Below are 20,654 nucleotides of genomic sequence, written 5' to 3' on the forward strand. Positions count from 1 at the left end.
ACTTGTGGGTGAGTTGAGTTTCAGGCGGCTTCGAGGTCCTCGACGAGGTGGCCGTTTTCGAAGCGGGCGCCGGAGCGGACGAGGGCGACGAGGTGGGGTGCGGTGACCGCCCGCCAGCGGGCCTGGGCGGCCTCGGCGAGCTTGAACACCATCGCCAGGGCGGCGGCCGGGCTGCCCGCTCCTCGGGTGACCTTCGTCCGCAGCCTGATCGTGGAGAACGTGGACTCGATGGGGTTCGTGGTCCGCAGATGGATCCAGTGCTCGGCGGGGAAGTCGTAGAACGCCAGGAGCTCGTCCAGGTCGTCGGTGATCTTCTTCACGGCCTTGGGCCACTTCGCCCCGTAGGTCTTCTCGAACGCGCGGGCCGCCTTCTCGGCGTGGGTGCGGTCCTCGGCGTTGTAGATCTCCTGCAGGGCCTTCTTCGCTCCGGGCTGCGTGGACTTCGGTAGCGTGTTCATGACATTACGGGTCTTGTGGACCCAGCACCTTTGGTGCCTGGCCTGCGGGAACACCTCCGCCAGGGCCCGCCACAGGCCCATGGCACCGTCGCCCACGACGAGGGCCGGATCGCGCATGCCACGCCGTCGGCAGTCCCGCAGCAGGTCGGCCCACGACTCCGTCGACTCCCGCAGCCCCTCGGCCAGCGCGATCAGCTCCTTGGTGCCGTCCAGACGCACGCCCATCAGGACCAGGACGCAGGAGTGGGCCTGGCCGAGGCGGACCTTGGGGTGGACGCCGTCGGCCCACACGTAGACGTAGTCGGTGCCGGACAGGTCCCGGTTCTGGAAGGCCGTGTGGTCGTCCTGCCACTGCTTCGTGAGCCGGTTCACGGTGGCCGCCGACAGGCCGGCCGCGGAGCCGAGGAACTGCTCAAGGGCGGGCACGAAGTCACCGCTGGACAGCCCGTGCAGGTAGAGCAGCGGCAGGACCTCGCTGATCTTCGGGGACTTGCGGCACCAGGGCGGAAGGATTTTCGAGGAGAACCGCTGCCGTTCACCGGTCGCCTCGTCGACGCGGCGGTCGTTCACTCGCGGGGCGCGGACCTCGACCGGGCCGGCCGCTGTCGTCACGGTGCGGGGACGGTGGTGACCGTTACGCACCACCAGACGGTGGCAGCGTTCGTCCCGCTCGGCAGCCAACTCGGCTATGTACTGGTCGACTTCCGCTTCCAGAGCGGCGGCGAGCATCCGGCGGGCGCCTTCCCGCACGATCTCGTCGATCAGCGAACCGGTAGCGGTGGAGCCGTCTTCGTTGACTACGCTGAGCACGGGCGTGCCTTCCCGACCCGCGCTGCGAACGCGGGCCTGACTTGGTGACCGATACAGGATCATTCGGGAAGGTACGCCCTTCGCGTGCCGTCCCGAAGACCGATCCACAAGTCATGAGCATTGCTCTCACAGGTGGACAACTGGGCCTATGTGTAACAGAGGGCTCTGACAGTCGGATGCCGTGATGGCCGAGATGGTGCACTGACTGATCTCAACTTGACCTCATCAAGCGAGAGTTCGACATAAATGATCACCTGTGTTCCAGCATGGGTGGATGACTGTCGAACGCGTCATCGGACACATTGAGGGCGTGCCCGTGGGCACGGTCTTCCGCCGGCGGAAGGATGTGCAGGAGGCTCTGCTGCACCAGACGAACCAGCGGGGCATCTCCTGGCTACAGGACCAGGACGGCCACAGGGTCAGCGATGCGATCGTCCTGAACGGCGGATACGTGGACGACGAAGACGAGTGGGACCGCATCCAGTACACCGGAGCCTCGCCGGGGAGGGAAAAGGACCCAAGCGGCCGGCTGCTGAGCAGCCAGTCCTGGTCCTACACAGACAACGCTGCGTTGCGTCTCAGCTTCGAGCGGGGCTATCCCATCCGCGTGATCCGAGGCTATGAGGGCGACCCTCGCTACTCCCCGTCTGACGCCTACCGCTACGACGGCCTGTACGAGATCACGGACGTGCGCACCGCGATCTCCAAGTACCCGGCTCCGGACGGTTCGCCGGTCAACATCTGCCAATTCGACCTGCGGCGCCTGCCTAATCAGGAGCAAGTGCAGACGAAGCTCGAGCGACGCGTGATGGACGTGCTGGATGAGCTGGGCGACGAACCGCAGTACGAGGAGAAGTTCCCCCAGGCGCGCAGCGTGCGAGTGCGTCGACTGATTCGCGATACGGCAGCCACGCAACGGATCAAGCAGCTCTACGGCGGAGAGTGCCAGCTGTGCGGTCTCCGCTTGCTGGGACCCGACGGCAGGCCCTACTGCGAAGGCGCGCACATACGCCCCCTGGGGAAGCCGCATCACGGACCTGACGTCGAGCCCAACATCCTCTGCCTCTGTCCCAACTGCCATGTGCGGCTCGATATGGGAGCTGTGGCTTTGGATGACGACGGAAACGTGATTCCGCGAGCGCCTCTGTCGGGAGTCAGTCTGCTGCCGCAGCTCACGGTGCGAGAGGGGCACCACGTCCACCCCGCCTACCTGCGCTATCACCGCGAGTACTGGGAGGGGCAGGGCAGGAAGGCTCGGTAGCTCGTACTTAAAGGGGGCGCCGCCCGCGGCCCGGCATAAGCTCACCGCATGGTGCAAAGCAGTGCGACCGACGTCGACGCCTACCTCGCCGAGCTTCCCGGCGACCGCAAGGTCGTCCTGACGCGGCTGCGGGAGCTGTGCCGGGCCGAGCTCGAGGGGTTCGCGGAGGTCATGGCCTACGGGATGCCCACGTACCAGCGGGACGGCGTCGCCGAGGTCGCGTTCGCCAGTCAGAAGCAGTACATCTCCCTCTATCTGCTGCGCGGTGACGTCAGGGACGCCTTCGCCGAGCGGCTCGCCGGCCAGGACATGGGCAAGAGCTGCCTCCGCTTCCGTAAGTCCGGCGGCGTCGACCTCGACCTCGTCCGCGACCTGGTGCGGGCCACCGCGGCCGCCTCCGGCCCGGTCGCCCAGTAGCCCCACCGCGCCCCCGCACCCCCGGCGCCCTCCCCTCTCAGGCGCACTCCACCCACATTAATTGTGTGCGATCTAGTTGCGCACAACTAAATGGCGCGCTATCTTCTTCATCAGTGCTCAGCGCACCGAGACCTCAAGAGAGGGGCACACACCATGCCGTTCATCACCGTCGGCCAGGAGAACTCGACCAACATCGACCTGTACTACGAGGACCACGGCACCGGGCAGCCCGTCGTGCTCATCCACGGGTACCCGCTCGACGGTCACTCCTGGGAGAAGCAGACCGCCGCTCTGCTCGCCGCCGGCTACCGGGTCATCACCTACGACCGGCGCGGGTTCGGGCAGTCCAGCCAGCCCACCACCGGCTACGACTACGACACCTTCGCCGCCGACCTGAACGCCGTCATGGAGACCCTGGACCTGCGCGACGCGGTCCTCGTCGGGTTCTCCATGGGCACCGGCGAGGTCGGCCGCTACCTCGGCACCTACGGGTCGGAGCGCGTCGCCAAGGCCGCCTTCCTCGCCTCGCTCGAGCCGTACCTGCTCAAGACGGACGACAACCCGACCGGCGTCGACGGCTCCGTCTTCGAGGGCATCGAGAAGGCCGTCACCGCGGACCGGTACGCCTACTTCACCGCGTTCTACCAGGACTTCTACAACCTGGACGAGAACCTCGGCACCCGCATCAGCGAAGAGGCCCTGCGCAACAGCTGGAACGTGGCCGCCGGATCCTCCCCGTACGCGTCCATCGCCGCCGTCGCCACCTGGACCACGGACTTCCGTGCCGACCTGGCCAAGATCGACGTCCCGGCGCTGATCCTGCACGGCACCGCCGACCGGATCCTCCCCATCGAGGCCACCGGCGAGCCCTTCCACCAGGCCCTGCCCCAGGCCGACTACGTCGTCGTCGAGGGCGCCCCGCACGGCCTGCTCTGGACCCACGCCCAGGAGGTCACCGACGCCCTTCTGGCCTTCCTCGCCAAGTGAGCCGGTAGCGACACCGGCGGAACGACAAGCGCGCCCGGCCGCCGGACGAACCGGCAGCCGGGCGCGCACCCCTGTACGCGTCCGTACGCGTCAGCGCGAAGCGCAAAACGCCTACACCCCGTGGCACTCCCCGTACGCCGTCCCCGACCCGCACCAGCACGCCTCCGACCGCTCCGGCGGCCACGCCACCGCACGGCCCCGCGCCGCCAGCGTCGTCGCGTACTGGGGGAGGAGCGACGCGTCCGAGGGGGACGTCAACTCCGAGGCGGCGAACGCCTCGTACGACGGGACCGTGCCCCGCACGATGCCCAGGTTCGGCGTGCCGGACGCGGCCAGTTCGCGCAGGGCCGCTTCTATCGTCCCGAGGTGCGCCTCGTAGGACGGGTACTCCTCGGCGAGGTCCGGGTACGCCTCCGTCAGCTCCGCCAGCTCGTCGGCCGGCCAGTGCAGCACCGCCACGGGGAACGGGCGGGACAGCGCCTCCCGGTACGCGCCCAGTTCCGCGCGCAGCCGCAGGATCTCCGCCTCCAGCTCCTCCGGGTTCTCCGAGCCGAGCGACCACACGCGCTTCGGGTCGTGCAGCTCGTCCAGGCCGATGGGGTGCCTGTGCACGGAGTCGGCGAGCGCGTCCCACTCGTCGTGCGCCGCGCCCAGCATCCTGCGCACCCGGTGGCGGCCGAACAGCAGCGGATGCGTGGCGCGCGGCGGCTCACTCACGCCGGCCAGCAGCAGGCGTACCGCCTCGGTGAACGTCTCGTGCGCCTGCTCCAGTTCGTCGTGCGCCTCCAGCGCCTCCGCGACGATCACCCAGGGGGCGGGGTCGCGCGGGGACGCCGTGCGGATGCCGTCGATGATCGCGCGGGCCTCCGCCTCGTGGCCGTACTCCCACAGGTTGGAGGCCTTCAGGGCGCGGACCAGGTACGGGTTGTCCAGGTCCGCGCCCGAGGTCAGCAGGCGGTCGTAGAGCGCCGTCGCGGCCGGGCGGTCGCCGGCCAGCTCCCGGTGCGCGGCGGCCCGCAGCAGCAGGGCCTCGGCGTCCTCGGGGTAGCGGTCGGCGGTCCGCTCCAGACGGGCGGCCTCGTTGATGTGGTCGACGTTTTCGGCAGGCGTGTCGGGGCGCATGGGGGACACCGTACTGCCGACGGGTGACAGAAGTGAGGGCCCCACGGCCCTCCGCCGCCCGTCCACGGCCGACCCGTTGCCCACTCCCCACGGTCCTACGACCGCTCCCGCAGCCGCCCTACGACCGTTCCCGCCGCCGCCCTACGCCCGCTCCCGCAACCCCAGCACCGCCACCGCCGCGACCAGCGCCAGCACAGCGGACACCACCATCGCGATGTCCGTGCCGTGCGCCGGGCCGCCGCTCGACGACGTCGCCACGGCGATCGTGAGCGAGACGCCGGCGCACGAGCCGATGTACCGCAGGGTCTGCTGCGCGCCGGAGCCCATCGCGGCCCGCGCGGCCGGGACCGACTCGACGGCGAGCAGCGGCAGCGCCGCGTTGAGCAGGCCGCTGCCGACACCGGCGATCAGCATGCCGGGCACGAACCGCGCCGTGGAGCCCGCGTCGACCGCGCCCAGCATCGTGACCACGCCGACGGCGTGCAGCGCGAAGCCGATGGCGAGCTGGACGCGCGTCGGGACGCGCCCGGCCAGGCGGCGGGCCTGCAGCGCGACGGCGAAGGCGAGCCCCGCCCACAGCAGGGTCAGCAGCGCCGTCTGCATCGCGGACATACCCAGCACCCGCTGCAGCACCGCCGGCAGGAAGCTGAACAGGCCGATCACCGCGAGGCCTGTGAACAGGCCGCCCACGGACGAGGCGAGGAAGCCGCGGTGGCGGAGCAGGGAGAGGTCGATCATCGGGGTCGCCGAGCGCCGTTCCACCAGCGCGAAACCGGCGAGGAGGACGACCGCCGCGCCCAGCAGCAGCCACACCGGCGCCCGCAGCCAGCCGTCCCGGCCCAGCGTGAGGGCCGCCACCAGGGAGACGAGGGCCGGCCCGAAGGTCGCGGCCCCCGCGAAGTCGGGGCGGCCGCCGCGCGGGGACTTCGACTCGGTGAGCCCTCGGGTTCCGAGGAGGGCGATGACCAGGGCGGCGGCGCCCAGGACGCCGTAGACCGCGCGCCAATGCGGTATCCCGGCGGCGAGCAGCGGGCCCACCGCGATGCCTCCGGTGACGAACGCGCCCCACACCCCCGTCGCCTTCAGCCGTCCGGCGGCCGTCGGGAAGGCGTGCACGATCAGGCCGAGACTGCTCGCGAGCAGGGCCGCGCTGGCCGCGCCCTGCGCGATCCGGGTCAGGGTGAACAGCCAGGTGTCCGTCGCGAGGGCGCTGAGCGCCGTGGTGATGCCGAGCGCCAGGGTGCCCCAGACGAAGATCCGGCGGCGGCCGTAGTCGTCGGCGAGGCTGCCGGCCACCAGGAGCAGCGCGGCGAGCCCCAGCGGGGTGCCGTTGAGCAGCCACGCCTGCGCGGACAGCGGGGTGTGCAGGGCCGCCGCGGTCGCGGGCAGCGTGACGATCGGGGCGGTGTACGTCATCAGCGCCACGGCCGTGGCGGCGCTGGTCAGGGCCAGGGTCGCGCCGGGGCGCGGAGGTGATCCGGGGCCGGCGGCGCGCGCGGTGGCGGCCTGCGCCTGTGCGGCGGTGGCGGGGGTGGCGGTCATCTTCGGGGTCCTCTGCGGGCTCGGGGAGGGAGGCGTGGTGAGGCCGATGAGGAGGGTCAGGTTCGCTCATTGAACTCACCAGCCCGGCCACCGTAGCACCACTAGGTTCGGTCAATGAACCAACAAGCGGAAAAGTGGTTACAGTGGACGGCATGGCACTGGGCAAGGACTACGCGACACAGGAGTGCTCCATCGCGAGCGCCCTGGAGGTCATCGGCGAACGCTGGACGCTGCTCGTCATCCGGGACGCGTTCTACGGCGTGCGCCGCTACAACGACTTCCTCGTCCACCTCGGCATCCCGCGCGCGGTCCTCGCCTCCCGCCTCCAGGCGCTCACCGCCCAGGGCATCCTCGAGAAGCGCCGCTACCAGGAGTCCCCGCCCCGCGACGAGTACGTCCTCACCGACCGCGGTATCGCCCTGTGGCCCACCCTCCGTGCCCTCGGACTCTGGGGCCGCGAGCACCTCACCAAGCGGCAGCTGCGGATCTTCCGGCACGCCGCCTGCGGCACCGAGCTCGGCCCGTACAGCGACTGCCCCGCCTGCGGAACCGTCGTGGCCGTCCCGGACGTCGAAGTGGTGCCGGGGCCGGACATCAGCAGGGACCCGGCCGACCCGGTCAGCCGGGCCCTGCTGAAGCCGAAGCGGCTGCTGCAGCCCGTCGAGGTCGACCCCGCCTGAACCCTGCCTGGCAGCTCAGCTCACGCCGCGCTGACAGAGGGGCCTGGCACAATGCGGTGCACGCGAGCCACGCAGCGCGAGACGGAGAGAGGGGGACACGGCCCATGACAGGGTTCACCACGCGGCACACGCCCGACGGGCGTCCGGCCACGCGCTCCGCGCGCACCCTCCTCGCCGTGCTCTTCCCGCTGCTCCAGATCGCCCTGCTGCTCAGCCCGGCCCCCGACGGCGGCCTCTCCCTGGTCCACGTCACGCTCGCCGCGACCGCCGCGGCCGGGGCGGCTCTCACGGTCTGCGCCGTGATCGCCGCCCGCAGCGCGCCCGCCGTGCCGCCCACCCGGGTCCGCACCGCCCTGCGCGACCGCGACCGGCGTACGGCCTTCCTGCCTCAGCGAGATCCCGACGCCAAGGGGCGCACCCGCCCCCGAGCACCCGGTCACGCCCTCCCGGCGACCGCCGCGTAGGGCTGCTTCCGCAGGACGTTCTCTCAGTTCTCGCTCCACGTTCCTTCCGCACGCCCCGCGCGTGGGTCGTCATGCCGACCTTCCCCGTCCCGTCCCGGCCGTCCGCCGCGCCGGGACCCCCGGCACGACGAGACCCCCGGAGGGCTCACCCTTGTCTGTCTTCGCCACCCTGGTCGAGCAGCTCGCCGACCTGCTCCGTCCCCTGTTCGGCCTGTCCGCCGCGGCCGCCGCGATCATCGCGTTCACCGCCCTCGTACGGTTCCTCGTCCACCCCCTGTCGCGGGCCGCCGCGCGCGGGCAGAAGGCGCGGGCCGCGCTCCAGCCGCGCATCGCCGAACTGCGCCGCAAGCACGGCAAGAACCCGGAGAAGCTCCAGAAGGCCGTGATGGAGCTGCACGCCGAGGAGAAGGTGTCCCCGCTCTCCGGCTGTCTGCCCAGCCTGCTCCAGCTCCCCGCGTTCTTCCTGCTCTACCACCTCTTCTCCAGCGGCTCGATCGGCGGCGAGCCCAACGCCCTGCTCACCCACCAGCTCCTCGACGCCCCTCTCGGCGGCCGGTGGGCGGACGCCCTCGACGACGGCGGCGTGTTCGGCGGGGCAGGACTGGTGTACCTCGGCCTCTTCGCGGTCGTCACCGTCGTCGCGTACTTCAGCTACCGGCTGTCCCGCCGGATGACGGCGGCCTCGGCGGCTCTCGCGGGCACGGGAACGGGGACGGGCGCGGACCCGCAGGTGCCGGGCGCCGCCGCCATGGGCGGAGTGATGAAGGTGATGCCGTTCATGTCCTTCTTCACCCTGGTCACGGTCGCCGTCGTGCCCCTCGCCGCCGCGCTCTACGTGGTCACCTCCACCACCTGGAGCGTCATCGAACGGTCCGTGCTGTACCGGTGAGGGGTGCGGCGGGCGCGGTCCAGTACGTGAACCGGGTCTTGCGGAGTGGAGGGCCCGGCCTGGAAGATCGGCCGGTCCTCCGACGGCCGCGCCCGCCGCACCGGTCGTCCCCGTCGGGCGGGCGCCCGCGAGCGAGGGAGACACGACCATGAAGCTGCTGCGCGTCGGTACGGCGGGACGGGAACGCCCCGCGCTGCTCGACCCGGACGGAACCCTGCGCGACCTGTCCGGACTCGTCACGGACATCGACGGGACGCTCCTCGCCGACGAGGACGCCCTCGGCCGGATCAGGAGCGCCGCCGAAGCCGGCGACCTGCCCGCGCTGGACGCGACGGGACTGCGCACCGGGCCGCCGCTCGCACGGATCGGCAAGATCGTGTGCGTCGGGCTGAACTACCACGACCACGCCCGCGAGACCGGCACCGAGCCTCCTTCCGAGCCGGTGATCTTCTTCAAGGCGCCGGACACCGTCGTCGGCCCCGACGACACCGTGCTCGTCCCGCGCGGCTCGGTGAAGACCGACTGGGAGGTCGAACTGGCCGTCGTGATCGGGCGGACCGCCCGGTACCTGGAGTCGGCGGAGGACGGACTCGCGCACGTCGCCGGATACGCCGTCGCCCACGACGTCTCCGAGCGCGCGTTCCAGATCGAACGCGGCGGCACCTGGGACAAGGGCAAGAACTGCGAGACGTTCAACCCCCTCGGCCCCTGGCTCGTCACCGCCGACGAGGTGCCCGACCCGCAGAACCTCTCCCTGCGGCTGTGGGTCAACGGCGAGCTGAAGCAGGACGGCACGACGGCGGAACAGATCTTCCCGGTCGGCGAAGTCGTCCGCTATGTCAGCCGGTTCATGACCCTGTACCTGGGCGACGTCATCAACACCGGCACCCCGGCCGGCGTCGCCATGGGCCACCCCGAACCCAAGCCGTACCTGAGGGCCGGGGACGTGGTGGAGCTGGAGGTCACGGGGCTGGGGCGGCAGCGGCAGGTGCTGGCGCAGGCGTAGGAGCCTTGCGACAGCAGGAGGGGGAGCAGGACAGCACGGTCGTCCTGCTCCCCGTCCGCCGACCCGGCTACGCCCGTGACAGGAAGTGCTCCAGGGCCTCCACCACCAGCCGGTGGTCCTGGAGCTGCGGCAGGCCCGAGACCGTCACCGCGCCGACGACGCCCACGCCCTCGACGGTGACCGGGAAGGAGCCGCCGTGCGCCGCGTACGTGTCCGGGTCGAGGCGGGACGACTCCTCGAACGTCGTGCCCTTCGCCCGGAACCGCGCGCCCACCAGGTAGGACGCGGAACCGTAGCGCTCCACCACCCGGCGCTTGCGGGCGATCCACGCGTCGTTGTCCGGCGTGGAGCCCGGCAGCGCGGCGTGGAACAACTGCTGGCCCGCGCGGTGGATGTCGACCGCGACCGGCGCCTGCCGCTCACGCGCCAGCTCCACCAGCAGCGAGCCGAGCGCCCACGCGTCGTCGTGCGTGAACTGCCGGAACACCAGGCGGCGTTCCTGCGCCTCCAGCTCCTCCACCGTCGGGGTCAGCTCGGGGGACTGCTTCGGGGTGGTCACAGCGTCACCGTCACCTTCTCGGCGGCCGAACGGCGCGCCGCCTCCAGGATGTCCAGCGCGGCGGCGGCCTCCGGTGCGGTCACCGGGTTGGGGCCGTCGGAGAGCAGCGCCCGCGCCACGGCCGCGTAGTAGGCGGGGTAGTCGCCCGGCAGGGTGCGGACGGGGGTGCCGCCGCCGGTCACCGGGGACTCGCCGGCGCCGAGACGGCCCCACAGCTCCTCCGGCTCCGTGCCCCACTCGACGTCGGGCGAGCCGGGGCGCGCGCCCTCGCGCAGGGCGGCCTCCTGCGGGTCCAGGCCGTGCTTGACGTACCCGGCCTTCGAGCCGAGGACGCGGAAGCGCGGGCCGAGCTGGGCGGTGGTCGCGGAGACGTACAGGTGGGAGCGGACGCCGTTCTCATGGGTGAGCGCGAGGAACGTGTCGTCGTCGGCCTGGGCGCCCTCGCGGCGGACGTCCGTCTCCGCGTACACCGACGTCACCGGGCCGAACAGGACCAGTGCCTGGTCGACGACATGGCTGCCGAGGTCGTACAGCAGGCCGCCGATCTCCGCCGGGTCGCCCGACTCCCGCCAGCCGCCCTTGAGCTGCGGGCGCCAGCGCTCGAAGCGCGACTCGAACCGGTACACCTCGCCCAGCTCGCCGTCGGCGATCAGCTTGCGCAGGGTGAGGAAGTCGTTGTCCCAGCGGCGGTTCTGGAAGACCGACAGCAGCAGGCCGCGCTTCTCGGCCAGCTCGGCCAGCGCGCGGGCCTCCGCCGCCGTGCCCGCGACGGGCTTGTCCACGACGACCGGCAGACCGGCCTCCAGGGCGGCGGTGGCGAGCGGGACGTGCGTCCTGTTCGGGGACGCGATCACGATCAGGTCCAGTTCGTCCGCGCGCGCCCACAGCTCGTCCGCCGAGGCGGCGACCCGTACGTCCGGGTACTCGGCGCGGGCCTGGGCCTGCCGCTCGGGGTTCGAGGTGACGACCGTGTCGAGCGCGAGGCCCTGGGTCGCGGCGATCAGCGGGGCGTGGAACACGGAACCCGCGAGGCCGTAGCCGACGAGGCCGACGCGGAGGGGAGTGCCAGTCATGCGTCTACTTTCGCAACGCTGTTGCCAAAGTGCAAGAGCGGGACACAATGGGCGGGTGAACAGGACGTACGGCGGTGGCATGCGCGGCGCGGGCGGCGGGGCCAATCTGCTCGCCCTGCGCAGCCACAACACCACGCTGGTGCTGGATCTGCTGCGCACGGCCGGGGCGGAGGGCATCAGCCGGCTGGAACTCGCCGAGCGCACGGGGCTCACCCCGCAGGCGGTCAGCAAGATAACCGCGCGGCTGCGCGAGGAGGGCCTCGCGGCGGAGGCCGGGCGGCGGGCGTCGACGGGCGGCAAGCCGCGGACGGTGCTGCGGCTGGTGCCGGAGGCGGGGCACGCGGTGGGGGTGCAGCTGGACCGGGACGAGTTGCGGGCGGTGCTGGCGGATCTGGACGGCACGGTGGTAGCGCGTCGGCACGCGCCGCTCGATCTGGGGGCGGGCTCGGAGGCGGTGCTGGGGCGGGTCGCCGGTGTGGTGGGGGAGTTGGTGGCTGAGGTCGCGGGGGCGTCGCCTTGGGGAGTAGGGGTTGCGCTGCCCGGGCCGCTCGATCACCGGCGGGGGGTGCTGCATCGGGTGACGGGGTTTCCCGAGTGGGACGGGTTCCCGTTGCGGGATGCCTTGTCGGCGCGGCTGGGGGGTGTGCCGGTGGTGGTGGACAAGGACACCAACGCGGTGGCGCTGGGGCTGGCTGTGGGGGGTGAGGGCGGGTCCTTCGCCTATCTGCACCTCGGTACGGGGCTGGGGGCCGGCCTGGTGATCGGCGGGAGTGTGCATCGGGGGCCGCGGACCGGGGCGGGGGAGTTCGGGCATCAGGTGGTGCAGCTCGACGGGCCGGTGTGCGGGTGCGGGGACCGGGGGTGCGTGGAGGCGTTGTGCCTGGCGGCGGTGGCCCGGGGGGACGTGGGGGAGGCGGCTCGGGTGCTGGGGACCGGGGCGGCGAATCTGGTGGGGTTGCTGGACATCGACCGCGTGCTGGTGGGCGGGCGGACGGTGGAGGGGGCGCCGGGGGTGTTCGTGGAGGGCGTGCGGGGGGTTCTTGAGGCGCGGGCGCGGCGGACGGGGGAGGAGTGTGTGGGGGTCGGGCTGGTGTCGGGGGAGGAGCGGGTTGCGGAAGGCGCGGCGCAGTTGGTGCTGGCGCCGGTGTTCGGGCAGGACGGTTAGCTGCGCGGGCGTGGGTTGAGACACGGCGGTGTCGGTGCGGGCCGGGGGGACTGCGCAACCCGGCGCTGGCGGGGTGCCGCCGCGCCCACCCGTGCCGCCCCAAGAGGCACGACCGCCCGCAGCTGGGCGCCCCTCAGGGGCGCGGGGAACTGCGCGACCGGCCACGGACGACCCGCACCCGGCGTTGCGCCGGCACGACTGTCATCAGTGAGCGGGGGTGCGCTGTCAGCGGTCGCGCAGCTGCAGCACCCTTCAGGGGCGCGGGGAACTGCGCGACCGGCCATGGACGGCCCGCACCCAGGACGATTTAGGCTGGGCCCCACGGGACCGCTGACGGCAGGAGAGCGTGCACATGGCAGATCGCAAGCCCATTGAGTCCTGGCTCACCGACATGGACGGGGTGCTCATCCACGAAGGCGTGCCGATCCCCGGCGCGGACGCTTTCATCAAGAAGCTGCGTGAGTCCGGCCGCCCCTTCCTCGTGCTGACCAACAACTCGATCTACACCCCGCGCGACCTGCACGCCCGGCTGCGCCGGATGGGGCTCGAGGTGCCGATCGAGAACATCTGGACGTCCGCCCTGGCCACCGCCAAGTTCCTCGACGACCAGCGCCCCGGCGGCTCCGCGTACGTCATCGGCGAGGCCGGCCTCACCACCGCGCTGCACGACATCGGCTACATCCTCACCGACCACGAACCCGACTACGTGGTCCTGGGCGAGACCCGCACGTACTCGTTCGAAGCGATGACCAAGGCCGTGCGGCTGATCAACGCCGGGGCCCGGTTCATCTGCACCAACCCCGACGAGACCGGCCCCTCCACCGAGGGCCCGCTCCCGGCGACCGGCGCGGTGGCCGCGCTCATCACCAAGGCGAGCGGCCGGCAGCCCTACTTCGCGGGCAAGCCGAACCCGCTGATGATGCGCACCGGGCTCAACACCATCGGCGCGCACTCCGAGAGCAGCGCGATGATCGGCGACCGGATGGACACCGACGTGCTGGCGGGCATCGAGGCCGGCATGAAGACGTACCTGGTGCTGACCGGGCTGACCCGGCCGGAGCAGGTGGAGAACTTCCCGTACCGGCCGAGCATGGTCGTCGACTCCATCGCGGACATCGTCGACCACATCTGATCGCCGGACCCCGTCCGACCGTCGTACACGTCGTACACGTCACATTCGTCGTACTCGTCGTACGGCCATTTCGCCGTACTTCGTTCACCCGACCGGTCCAGTGCCGCGCGTAAGGGGGTGCGGGGCCGGACCGGGCGGGGGAACCTCCAGAGTGTCTGGAGGTTCACGATGGGTAAGCGGCGACTCGCTCTCTGCGCGGGTGTCCTGGCCGTCACCGGGTTCGGTCCGGCGGCGTGTGCGGCGTACGCGGCGGACGGCGGGGGCGTCTCGGTGGTCCCCGCGGCTCCCGTGCCCGGCGCCGACGTCGCCCTCAGGCTGACCGGGTGCGACGCGCGCGAGGCGGTCGCGCAGTCCCCGGCGCTGGTGTCCGACGCCCGCCTCACCCCCGACGGCGACGGCCTCACGGGTGACGGGCGGGTCCGGTCCACGCTCACCGCCGGGACGTACACGGTGACCGTCGCCTGCGACGGCACCGAGCACAAGGGCACCGTCGAGGTCGTCCGGAAGCGCACGCCCGCCGCCGGCGCCGAAGCCACCGCGCACCCCTCGCCCGTCGCTCCCGTGAACGCCGGCGCTGGCGGCGCCGCGCGGGAGCTCGCCGGAGGCCCCGAGCGGCACGGACCCGGCACCGCGCAGACGGTCGTCGCGCTCGCCCTGGCCGGGACCGCCGCCCTCACGGCGCACCGGGCGGCCCGCCGTCAGGCGCGGCACGGCCGGGGGACGGTTTGACCGGCATCATGCGTGACCTGACGAAGCGGCTGCCCGCCGGCGCGGTCTGGGTGGCGCTGCTGCTCGGACTGTGGCTGTGGGGGCAGAGCCTCACCGAGGTGCCCGCCGGGACGGCCGGGCCCGCCACCGGCGACATGGCGGCGGCCGGACGCCCGCCCCTGACCGATCTGCCCACCGTGCACCGGCCGTTGAAGGCCGCGGACCCGCTCGCCCTCGACATCCCAGGCCTGGACCTGCGCGCCCCGGTCGTCGCCCGCGGCCTGGACGGGCGCGGCGCCCCCGACCCGCCGCCGCTGGACCGCGCGGGCGAGGTCGGCTGGTACGCGGCCGGCATCGCCCCCGGCGCGGAGGGCGCCGCGCTGCTGGTGGGGCACGTCGACACCGAGACGCGGCCCGCCGTCTTCCACCGGCTGGACACCCTGGAGCCCGGGCAGGAGATCCGGGTCGCCCGCAGCGACGGCACGGTCGCCGAGTTCACCGTCGAGGACGTCCGCGTGCTCGACCGGGACGGCTTCGACGCCCAGGAGGCGTACGGCCCGCGCCACGACGGGCGCGCCGAACTCCGCCTGATCACCTGCGGCGGCGCCTTCGACCCGGAGGCCGGCGCCTACGAGGCCAACGTCGTCGTCTCCGCGTACCTCACCGACGCCTCGGCGCCCCGCACCGACGCGTGACACGGGCGGGAGGCATCCGGCCCGGCCTGCGGCCTGCTCCCCGGAGGCCGTCGGCCGGGCCGGTCCTCGACCGCGCTGAGCACGGGCCGCGGGAGGTGACCCGGCGGACGCGCGGGAGGTCTTCGGAAGGCGCGCGGAAGCGCCGGCCCGACGGTCGGCCGGCCGCGCACACGACTCTAGAGGCAAAGCCGGGCCCGGCCCAGGGTCTGTTCCACGTCAAGTCCCGGACCGGTCGCATTCCGTGATCGGCGCAGGTGGGTGCGATCCGGCCATGTGGCGCGCGGAGGGCGCCGAGATGTGGCCCTGTCCGCTGTAACAGGCCGTGGACAAGCGGCACTCGGCCGTCCTGGCGGGCCGTGAGATATGCCAGGATTGGGGCTCGGATCACGTGGAACAAGTGCACCCAAGGGGGTTGGATGTACGGCAGCAGGGGGGTCGGGGCGTTCGCCGGGGGGCGGGCGTCCGCAGCGGTGCTGGGGGCGGCGCTGCTGCTCGCGGGATGTTCCTCCGGGGGTGACGACGGCAAGGAGGGCTCGGCGGCGGCCGTCGTCACGCAGCAGCCGAAGGAGGCGGACCCCTTCTGGGCCAACCCGCAGGGCGTCGCGGCGCGCGAGGTCGGCAAGCTGCTGGGGGACGGCAGGAAGTCCGAGGCTCAGCAGCTGCGGAAGATCGCCGAGCAGCCGGTCGCGGAGTGGATCAACCCGGAGCAGGCCGAGGAGCAGGCCCGGGAGTTCACCGAGAGCGCCGACGAGGTGGGCCGCCGCGCGGTGCTGGTCCTCTACAATATCCCCCACCGCGACTGCGGCCAGTACTCGCAGGGCGGGGCGGCCGACGGGGACGCCTACCGGGACTTCGTGGACGCGGTGGCCGAGGGCATCGGGGACCGCCCGGCGACGGTGGTGCTGGAGCCGGACGCGGTGCTGCACCTGGTCGACGGCTGCACCCCGAAGGAGTTCCACGAGGAGCGCTACGACCTGCTGGACGGCGCCGTCTCCAAGCTGAAGGGCCTGAAGGACACCAAGGTGTACCTGGACGCGGGCAACGCGGGCTGGGGCAACCCCGACCAGATCCACGAGCCGCTGAAGCGGGCCGGGATCGACCAGGCCGACGGCTTCGCGGTGAACGTCTCGAACTTCTACACCACCGAGGACTCCATCGCCTACGGCAAGGAGCTGTCCGCCAAGGTCGGCGGAAAGCACTTCGTCGTCGACACCAGCCGCAACGGCAACGGACCCTACACGGAGGGCGATCCGGACGAGCGCTGGTGCAACCCGCCGGGCCGGGCGCTCGGCGAGACCCCGACGACCCGCACGGCCGACCCGCTCGTCGACGCCTACCTGTGGATCAAGCGCCCCGGGGAGTCGGACGGCGAGTGCAAGGGCGGCCCCAAGGCCGGCGAGTGGTGGGAGGACTACGCCCTCGGCCTGGCGCGCGCGTCGGCCGACTGACGGCGGGACAGCCCACGGAGAACGAGAGGGGGCGCCGTGCGGATCGCACGGCGCCCCCTTCGTCGTACCGGCAGGAGCGCTACGGCACCTGCACCCACTGGGCCTTGCTGGGCGTGCCGTCGCCGTCGGTGACGAACAGCATGTACCAGCCGGACTGCACCAGGTTCTTGTTCTTCGGCACGGTCACCGTGACCTGGTCGCCGTCGGTCGTGAAGTCCAGGGCGATCGACCGCTGGTCCACGTCGGTGACATGGGTGGTGGCGCTCGGCCGGATCAGCCGGACCTTCTTGACCGACGCCGCGTCCCGCGAGGTGAACGTGCCGGACCCGCCGCGCTCGATGGTCTGCGGCCCGCCCGACAGGTCGGGCTGCTCCTCGTCCCCGTACAGGTACGGCGGGGTGTAGATCTCGATGCGCTGCTCGAACTTGCCCGGCTTGGTGTTGGCCTTGTCGGCGAACAGCGAGTCCGAGCCGAAGAACATCACGCGGCCGTCGGGCAGCAGGATCGAGCCCGAGTGGTAGTTGCGGCCCACCAGCGGGTCGGCGACCCTCCGCAGCTCGTTCTTCTCCGTGTCGTAGATCCGCGCCTCGAGGATGTTGGAGTCACCGCGGCCCCGGTAGTCCTCCGAGCCGCCGGAGATCAGCACCTCGTCGTTCGGCAGGATCGACGCCTGCGGGTAGCGGGTGCCCTTGTCCAGCGACGGCCCGTCGACGAACTTCGGGTCGTCGGCCTTCAGATCGGCGATCCGGGTCCTGTTGCTGGACAGCTCGGACTCGCCCACCCCGCCGCCGCCGATGACCATGTACTTCTCGTTCTGGGCGGGCGGCAGCAGCACCGTGCCGGACGTCTCCATCAGGTTCGGGTCGCTCAGGCCGGGGACCTTCTTGAACTTGTTGGTCTCCACGTCCCAGATGCCCGGCTCACGGCCGACGTCGTCCGGCCCGTAGCCCGCGTTGGACCCCGAGTAGAAGATCTTGCCGTTCTGCATCAGGAACAGCGCCGGGTAGGTGGGGAACTGCCGCTCCTTGTCGGTGTACTCCCACTCCTTGGTCTCCGGGTCGTAGATCTCGTTCTTGCCCGGGACGAGCTGGCCGATGTCGTCGAGGCCGGAGACGCTGAGGATCTTCCCGTCGCTCAGGGTGGTGAGCGTCGGGTACCAGCGGGCCTCCTTCATCGGGTCGACCTTGACGTACTTCTCGGCGACCGGGTCGAACTCGTAGGCGTCGCGGATCCCCTGGAAGTCCTTCTTGTCCAGGGCGAGCTTCTCCGCGATGCCGTACGTGTTGCGCGCGTCGGCGCCGGTGAGCCCCTGCACCCGGTAGTTGTCCTGCGTGCCGGTCTCGTACTTGGCGCCCTCCTTCTGCGCCTCGACGTAGATACGGCCCACGCCCGGGGTGTTGCCGAGGAACTCGCCCGTGTCCGGGTCGAAGTTCTTCTCGGCGCGCGGCACGAGCACCGGGTCCTTCGAGACGAAGGTCTTGCCGTTCTCCTTGCCGGTGAACTTGGTGCCCGCCGGCAGGGTGATCGGCTTGTCCGGGTTCTCGTTGTGGACGAGCATCAGGCCGCCGGCCTTCTTCACGTCACCCTGGAGCTTCTCGTACCGCTTGGTGCCGCCCGCGATCAGCAGATTGCCGTTCGCGAGCTGCGTGTGCCCGGTGCAGAACAGGTCGTTCGGCGTGGGCACCTTCTTGATGGTGCCCTTCACCGGGTCCCAGATCCGGGTGTCGTACTTCTTGGCGTCGAAGTTGTCCTGGTTGTTGCCCGACCCCGCGACGAGCAGCACCTTGCCGGTGCGCAGCAGCGCCGCGTGGATGGTGTTCTGCCGGTACTCCTCGGGAAACTCGACGATCTCCCACTTGCCGTTCGCGGCCTTGTACTCCGGCTGATTGATCTTGTACTGGTGGTATTTCTCCGACCCGAAGCGGTAGAGCCACGGGCCGTTCATCCCGGCCAGCGCGAGCACCACCGCCGTGCCTATCGCGATCCGACGGGCGCGACGGCGGCCTGCACGGTCAGTCATTCCTTACGTCCCCCAAGTCCACCAAGGGCGATCTGCATGGTCTGGTCGTCACCGGGGTTGCCGCCCCCGGGGCCTCCCGGCCCTTCGGGGCCCCCTGATCCACCCGGTGCGCCGTGGGAGCCGGCCCAGTGGGGCCGGGGCTGCGGCTGGTGCGGGGCGTGCTGCTGCTGCGGCATCCGCACGCCGTCGGCCGGGGTCGCGTCGTCGCGCCGCTGCCCCGCCGCGTGCGCGCCGGGCTTCTTCCGGTCCTGCCGCATGCCGTGACGCCAGGCGAACATCGGCGCCGCGGTGATGAGCAGGGCGAAGGTGGCCCAGATGACCATCGCCGGGTGGGAGTGTCCGAAGACGAAGCCCGCGGCGATGGAGCCGGCGAAGATCAGGATGAAGTACCAGTGGTAGCGGAAGGTGCCGAACCAGGTGTCCGGGCTGGCCGAGTCGCCCTTCGGGGTGACCACGAACTTGCTCTTGCGGCGCAGCACCGAGTCGATCAGCGCCTTCGCGTAGAGCGGGGCCGACAGCGCCGACATCACCATGCCGGCCACACCGCCGGAGCCCTCCGGCTCGTGCGGCGAGACGTTGTGCCGGCGGTTCCAGACGTACAGGCCGATCTGCAGCGCGGAGGCGTTGCCGTAGAGCATCAGCCAGACGGCCGGGTCGATGTTCACACCCGAGGCGCCCAGGCCCAGGAACAGCGCGCAGCTGAGCGCCGCGAGGATCCAGTTCAGGGCGGACATCGGATAGAAGATGATCATCATCGTGTAGTTGAAGAGCTTGCTCGGCGGGAGCGAGAACCAGCCCTTCCAGTACTGCTTCAGGATCGTCTCGTACGTGCCGCGCGACCAGCGCATCTGCTGGGTGAAGAAGTCGGTCCAGGCGTTGGGGCCCTCGCCGACCGCCAGCACGTCCGGGGTGTAGACCGAGCGCCACTTCCGTCCGGTCTCCGGGTTCTTCGCCCGGTGCATCTCGAACCCGGTCGCCATGTCCTCGGTGATCGAGTCGTACAGGCCGCCGATCTGCTTCAGCGCCTTGATGCGCACCGCGTTGGACGTGCCCACGAACATCGGCGAGCCGTAGCGGTTGCCGGCGCGCTGGATCAGCGCGTGGAAGAGGAACTGCTGGGACTCGGCGGCCTTGGTGACGAAGTTGTCGTAGTTGCCGTAGACCTGCGGGCCGATGACGAAGCCTACGTCCGGGTCGCGGAAGAAGCCGAGCATCCGCTCCAGGTAGTTCGGCAGCGGCACGTGGTCGGTGTCCACCGAGGCGAAGTAGTCGTAGTTGTCGCCGTGCGCGTCCAGCCAGGCGTTGTAGTTGCCGTGCTTGGTCTTGGCACGGTGCGGGCCCTTCTTCCGGTTCCACTTCGCCACGCCCTTGCGGGAGAAGTGGTGCACGCCGAGGCGCTCGCAGACCGCCTTCACCTCGGGATCGTCGCCCTCGTCGAGCAGCCAGACGTGCATCAGGCCCCGGTGGCGGATCTTCACGGCCGCCTCCAGGGTCTTCGTCACCATCTCCAGCGGCTCCTTGCCGGGCACGAAGGAGGTGAGGAAGGCCACCCGGGTGCCGGTCTCGGGCACCACCGGGATCGGGTCGCGGGCGACGAGCGTGGCGTGCGCGTTCGACAGCACGTTCATGCAGCGGAAGAACTCGATCAGACCGATCGACACGAGCATCACGATGTCGAGGGCGGGCAGCCACTCGAACGCCGGATGGTCGCGCTCCGTCCAGTGCGACGGCTGGAGCAGCCACACCAGCAGCACCAGCGACAGCACGGGGGCCGCCAGCAGCATCAGCGCGATGCGGATGCGGTGCGGCTCCTGCGAGATCAGCGAGCGGTACTGGACCTTGTACGGCTTGTTCGGATCGGGCTGGGTGAGGGGACCCGCGAGGCGGCTGTAGTGCTCGTAGTCGTATCTGGGCAGCGCTTTCTTGATCCTGCGGAACGTACCCGTGTTCCAGTTCCGATGGCCGGGCACCCGCAGCTGGGTGGTCTGGGACGGGTCGTCGTCCCGGTGGGCGCCCGTCGGCGTCGACGTCATGAGTCATCCCCCCACACGCGGCAAGAGCGCGTGTTTCGTCGCTTCCTTACGTCCGCGCCGGTCCCCCTCGACCTCCGGACGTGTCAGTGGCGGACCGCGGTCACCACGTCACGCACACCTTATAGACACGATCCCGTGCCTTCCGGTTGCATGATCCCCCTTCGGTGCCGACGCGAGGGAACGGG

At 71.3% G+C, this 20,654-nt stretch carries 19 protein-coding genes; 12 read left to right on the forward strand and 7 right to left on the reverse strand.

Features of this window, described 5'->3' with window-relative positions; translation table 11 throughout:
* Positions 1 to 20: 20 nt before the first annotated feature.
* Complete coding sequence (locus ACQY0Z_RS11245) at positions 21 to 1,268, reverse strand: IS256 family transposase (RefSeq protein WP_439812191.1); 1,248 nt, start codon at positions 1,266 to 1,268, stop codon at positions 21 to 23.
* A 274-nt stretch (positions 1,269 to 1,542) separates the two neighbouring features.
* Between ACQY0Z_RS11245 and ACQY0Z_RS11250 the strand changes: the two genes are divergently transcribed.
* The 3 genes from ACQY0Z_RS11250 (at position 1,543) to ACQY0Z_RS11260 (ending at position 3,933) form a co-directional block, all read left to right on the forward strand.
* Positions 1,543 to 2,529: a YDG/SRA domain-containing protein gene (locus tag ACQY0Z_RS11250; protein ID WP_347225417.1), complete on the forward strand. Its 987-nt coding sequence runs from the start codon at positions 1,543 to 1,545 to the stop codon at positions 2,527 to 2,529.
* A 48-nt stretch (positions 2,530 to 2,577) separates the two neighbouring features.
* Positions 2,578 to 2,946: an iron chaperone gene (locus tag ACQY0Z_RS11255; RefSeq protein WP_439812192.1), complete on the forward strand. Its 369-nt coding sequence runs from the start codon at positions 2,578 to 2,580 to the stop codon at positions 2,944 to 2,946.
* A 153-nt stretch (positions 2,947 to 3,099) separates the two neighbouring features.
* Positions 3,100 to 3,933, forward strand: a complete 834-nt coding sequence (locus tag ACQY0Z_RS11260) for an alpha/beta fold hydrolase (RefSeq protein ID WP_439812193.1) — start codon at positions 3,100 to 3,102, stop codon at positions 3,931 to 3,933.
* Positions 3,934 to 4,044: 111 nt separating this feature from the next.
* On the opposite strand, the gene ACQY0Z_RS11265 is transcribed toward ACQY0Z_RS11260, so the two are convergent.
* Positions 4,045 to 5,055 (reverse strand): SEC-C metal-binding domain-containing protein, encoded by a 1,011-nt coding sequence (locus tag ACQY0Z_RS11265; RefSeq protein ID WP_439812194.1) that lies wholly within the window; start codon positions 5,053 to 5,055, stop codon positions 4,045 to 4,047.
* A gap of 141 nt (positions 5,056 to 5,196) precedes the next feature.
* Positions 5,197 to 6,597, reverse strand: a complete 1,401-nt coding sequence (locus ACQY0Z_RS11270; protein ID WP_347225414.1) for an MFS transporter — start codon at positions 6,595 to 6,597, stop codon at positions 5,197 to 5,199.
* 152 nt (positions 6,598 to 6,749) lie between these two features.
* Between ACQY0Z_RS11270 and ACQY0Z_RS11275 the strand changes: the two genes are divergently transcribed.
* The 4 genes from ACQY0Z_RS11275 to ACQY0Z_RS11290 all read left to right on the forward strand — a co-directional run bounded on the left by ACQY0Z_RS11275 (position 6,750) and on the right by ACQY0Z_RS11290 (position 9,636).
* Entirely contained in the window at positions 6,750 to 7,277 is a 528-nt protein-coding gene (locus ACQY0Z_RS11275) for a winged helix-turn-helix transcriptional regulator (protein ID WP_381727094.1), read from the forward strand.
* Between the two features lie 104 nt (positions 7,278 to 7,381).
* Complete coding sequence (locus ACQY0Z_RS11280) at positions 7,382 to 7,741, forward strand: DUF6412 domain-containing protein (protein ID WP_254588402.1); 360 nt, start codon at positions 7,382 to 7,384, stop codon at positions 7,739 to 7,741.
* 151 nt (positions 7,742 to 7,892) lie between these two features.
* The gene (locus tag ACQY0Z_RS11285) at positions 7,893 to 8,630 is read left to right on the forward strand and encodes a membrane protein insertase YidC (protein ID WP_254588401.1); all 738 of its coding nucleotides are present in this window, start codon (positions 7,893 to 7,895) and stop codon (positions 8,628 to 8,630) included.
* Positions 8,631 to 8,778: 148 nt separating this feature from the next.
* A complete protein-coding gene (locus ACQY0Z_RS11290) occupies positions 8,779 to 9,636 on the forward strand; it encodes a fumarylacetoacetate hydrolase family protein (RefSeq protein ID WP_439812195.1) in 858 nt (285 codons plus the stop codon).
* Positions 9,637 to 9,703: 67 nt separating this feature from the next.
* On the opposite strand, the gene ACQY0Z_RS11295 is transcribed toward ACQY0Z_RS11290, so the two are convergent.
* Both ACQY0Z_RS11295 and ACQY0Z_RS11300 read right to left on the reverse strand, forming a co-directional pair.
* Positions 9,704 to 10,195, reverse strand: coding sequence for a heme-degrading domain-containing protein (locus ACQY0Z_RS11295; RefSeq protein ID WP_189897892.1), 492 nt, complete (start codon positions 10,193 to 10,195; stop codon positions 9,704 to 9,706).
* Entirely contained in the window at positions 10,192 to 11,268 is a 1,077-nt protein-coding gene (locus tag ACQY0Z_RS11300; RefSeq protein ID WP_254588399.1) for a Gfo/Idh/MocA family oxidoreductase, read from the reverse strand. The genes ACQY0Z_RS11295 and ACQY0Z_RS11300 overlap by 4 nt, the downstream gene beginning before the upstream one ends.
* A gap of 79 nt (positions 11,269 to 11,347) precedes the next feature.
* Here ACQY0Z_RS11300 and ACQY0Z_RS11305 point away from each other — a divergent pair, with 79 nt between their 5' ends.
* The 5 genes from ACQY0Z_RS11305 (at position 11,348) to ACQY0Z_RS11325 (ending at position 16,416) form a co-directional block, all read left to right on the forward strand.
* A complete protein-coding gene (locus ACQY0Z_RS11305) occupies positions 11,348 to 12,433 on the forward strand; it encodes an ROK family transcriptional regulator (protein WP_439813355.1) in 1,086 nt (361 codons plus the stop codon).
* Between the two features lie 352 nt (positions 12,434 to 12,785).
* The gene (locus ACQY0Z_RS11310) at positions 12,786 to 13,565 is read left to right on the forward strand and encodes an HAD-IIA family hydrolase (RefSeq protein WP_189897896.1); all 780 of its coding nucleotides are present in this window, start codon (positions 12,786 to 12,788) and stop codon (positions 13,563 to 13,565) included.
* A gap of 168 nt (positions 13,566 to 13,733) precedes the next feature.
* A complete protein-coding gene (locus ACQY0Z_RS11315) occupies positions 13,734 to 14,294 on the forward strand; it encodes a hypothetical protein (protein WP_189897898.1) in 561 nt (186 codons plus the stop codon).
* An 8-nt stretch (positions 14,295 to 14,302) separates the two neighbouring features.
* Complete coding sequence (locus ACQY0Z_RS11320; protein WP_189897900.1) at positions 14,303 to 14,968, forward strand: class F sortase; 666 nt, start codon at positions 14,303 to 14,305, stop codon at positions 14,966 to 14,968.
* A gap of 416 nt (positions 14,969 to 15,384) precedes the next feature.
* A complete protein-coding gene (locus tag ACQY0Z_RS11325; protein WP_439812196.1) occupies positions 15,385 to 16,416 on the forward strand; it encodes a glycoside hydrolase family 6 protein in 1,032 nt (343 codons plus the stop codon).
* Between the two features lie 79 nt (positions 16,417 to 16,495).
* On the opposite strand, the gene ACQY0Z_RS11330 is transcribed toward ACQY0Z_RS11325, so the two are convergent.
* Both ACQY0Z_RS11330 and ACQY0Z_RS11335 read right to left on the reverse strand, forming a co-directional pair.
* Positions 16,496 to 18,436 carry a galactose oxidase-like domain-containing protein gene (locus ACQY0Z_RS11330; RefSeq protein WP_254586079.1) on the reverse strand — a complete coding sequence of 647 codons (1,941 nt, stop codon included), beginning with the start codon at positions 18,434 to 18,436 and terminating at the stop codon, positions 16,496 to 16,498.
* Entirely contained in the window at positions 18,433 to 20,469 is a 2,037-nt protein-coding gene (locus ACQY0Z_RS11335; RefSeq protein WP_189897906.1) for a glycosyltransferase family 2 protein, read from the reverse strand. Before ACQY0Z_RS11335 ends, ACQY0Z_RS11330 begins: the two co-directional genes overlap by 4 nt.
* Positions 20,470 to 20,654 lie beyond the last annotated feature (185 nt).

The sequence above is a fragment of the Streptomyces sp. P9-2 genome (assembly GCF_051903975.1).
GTDB lineage: Bacteria > Actinomycetota > Actinomycetes > Streptomycetales > Streptomycetaceae > Streptomyces > Streptomyces cellulosae.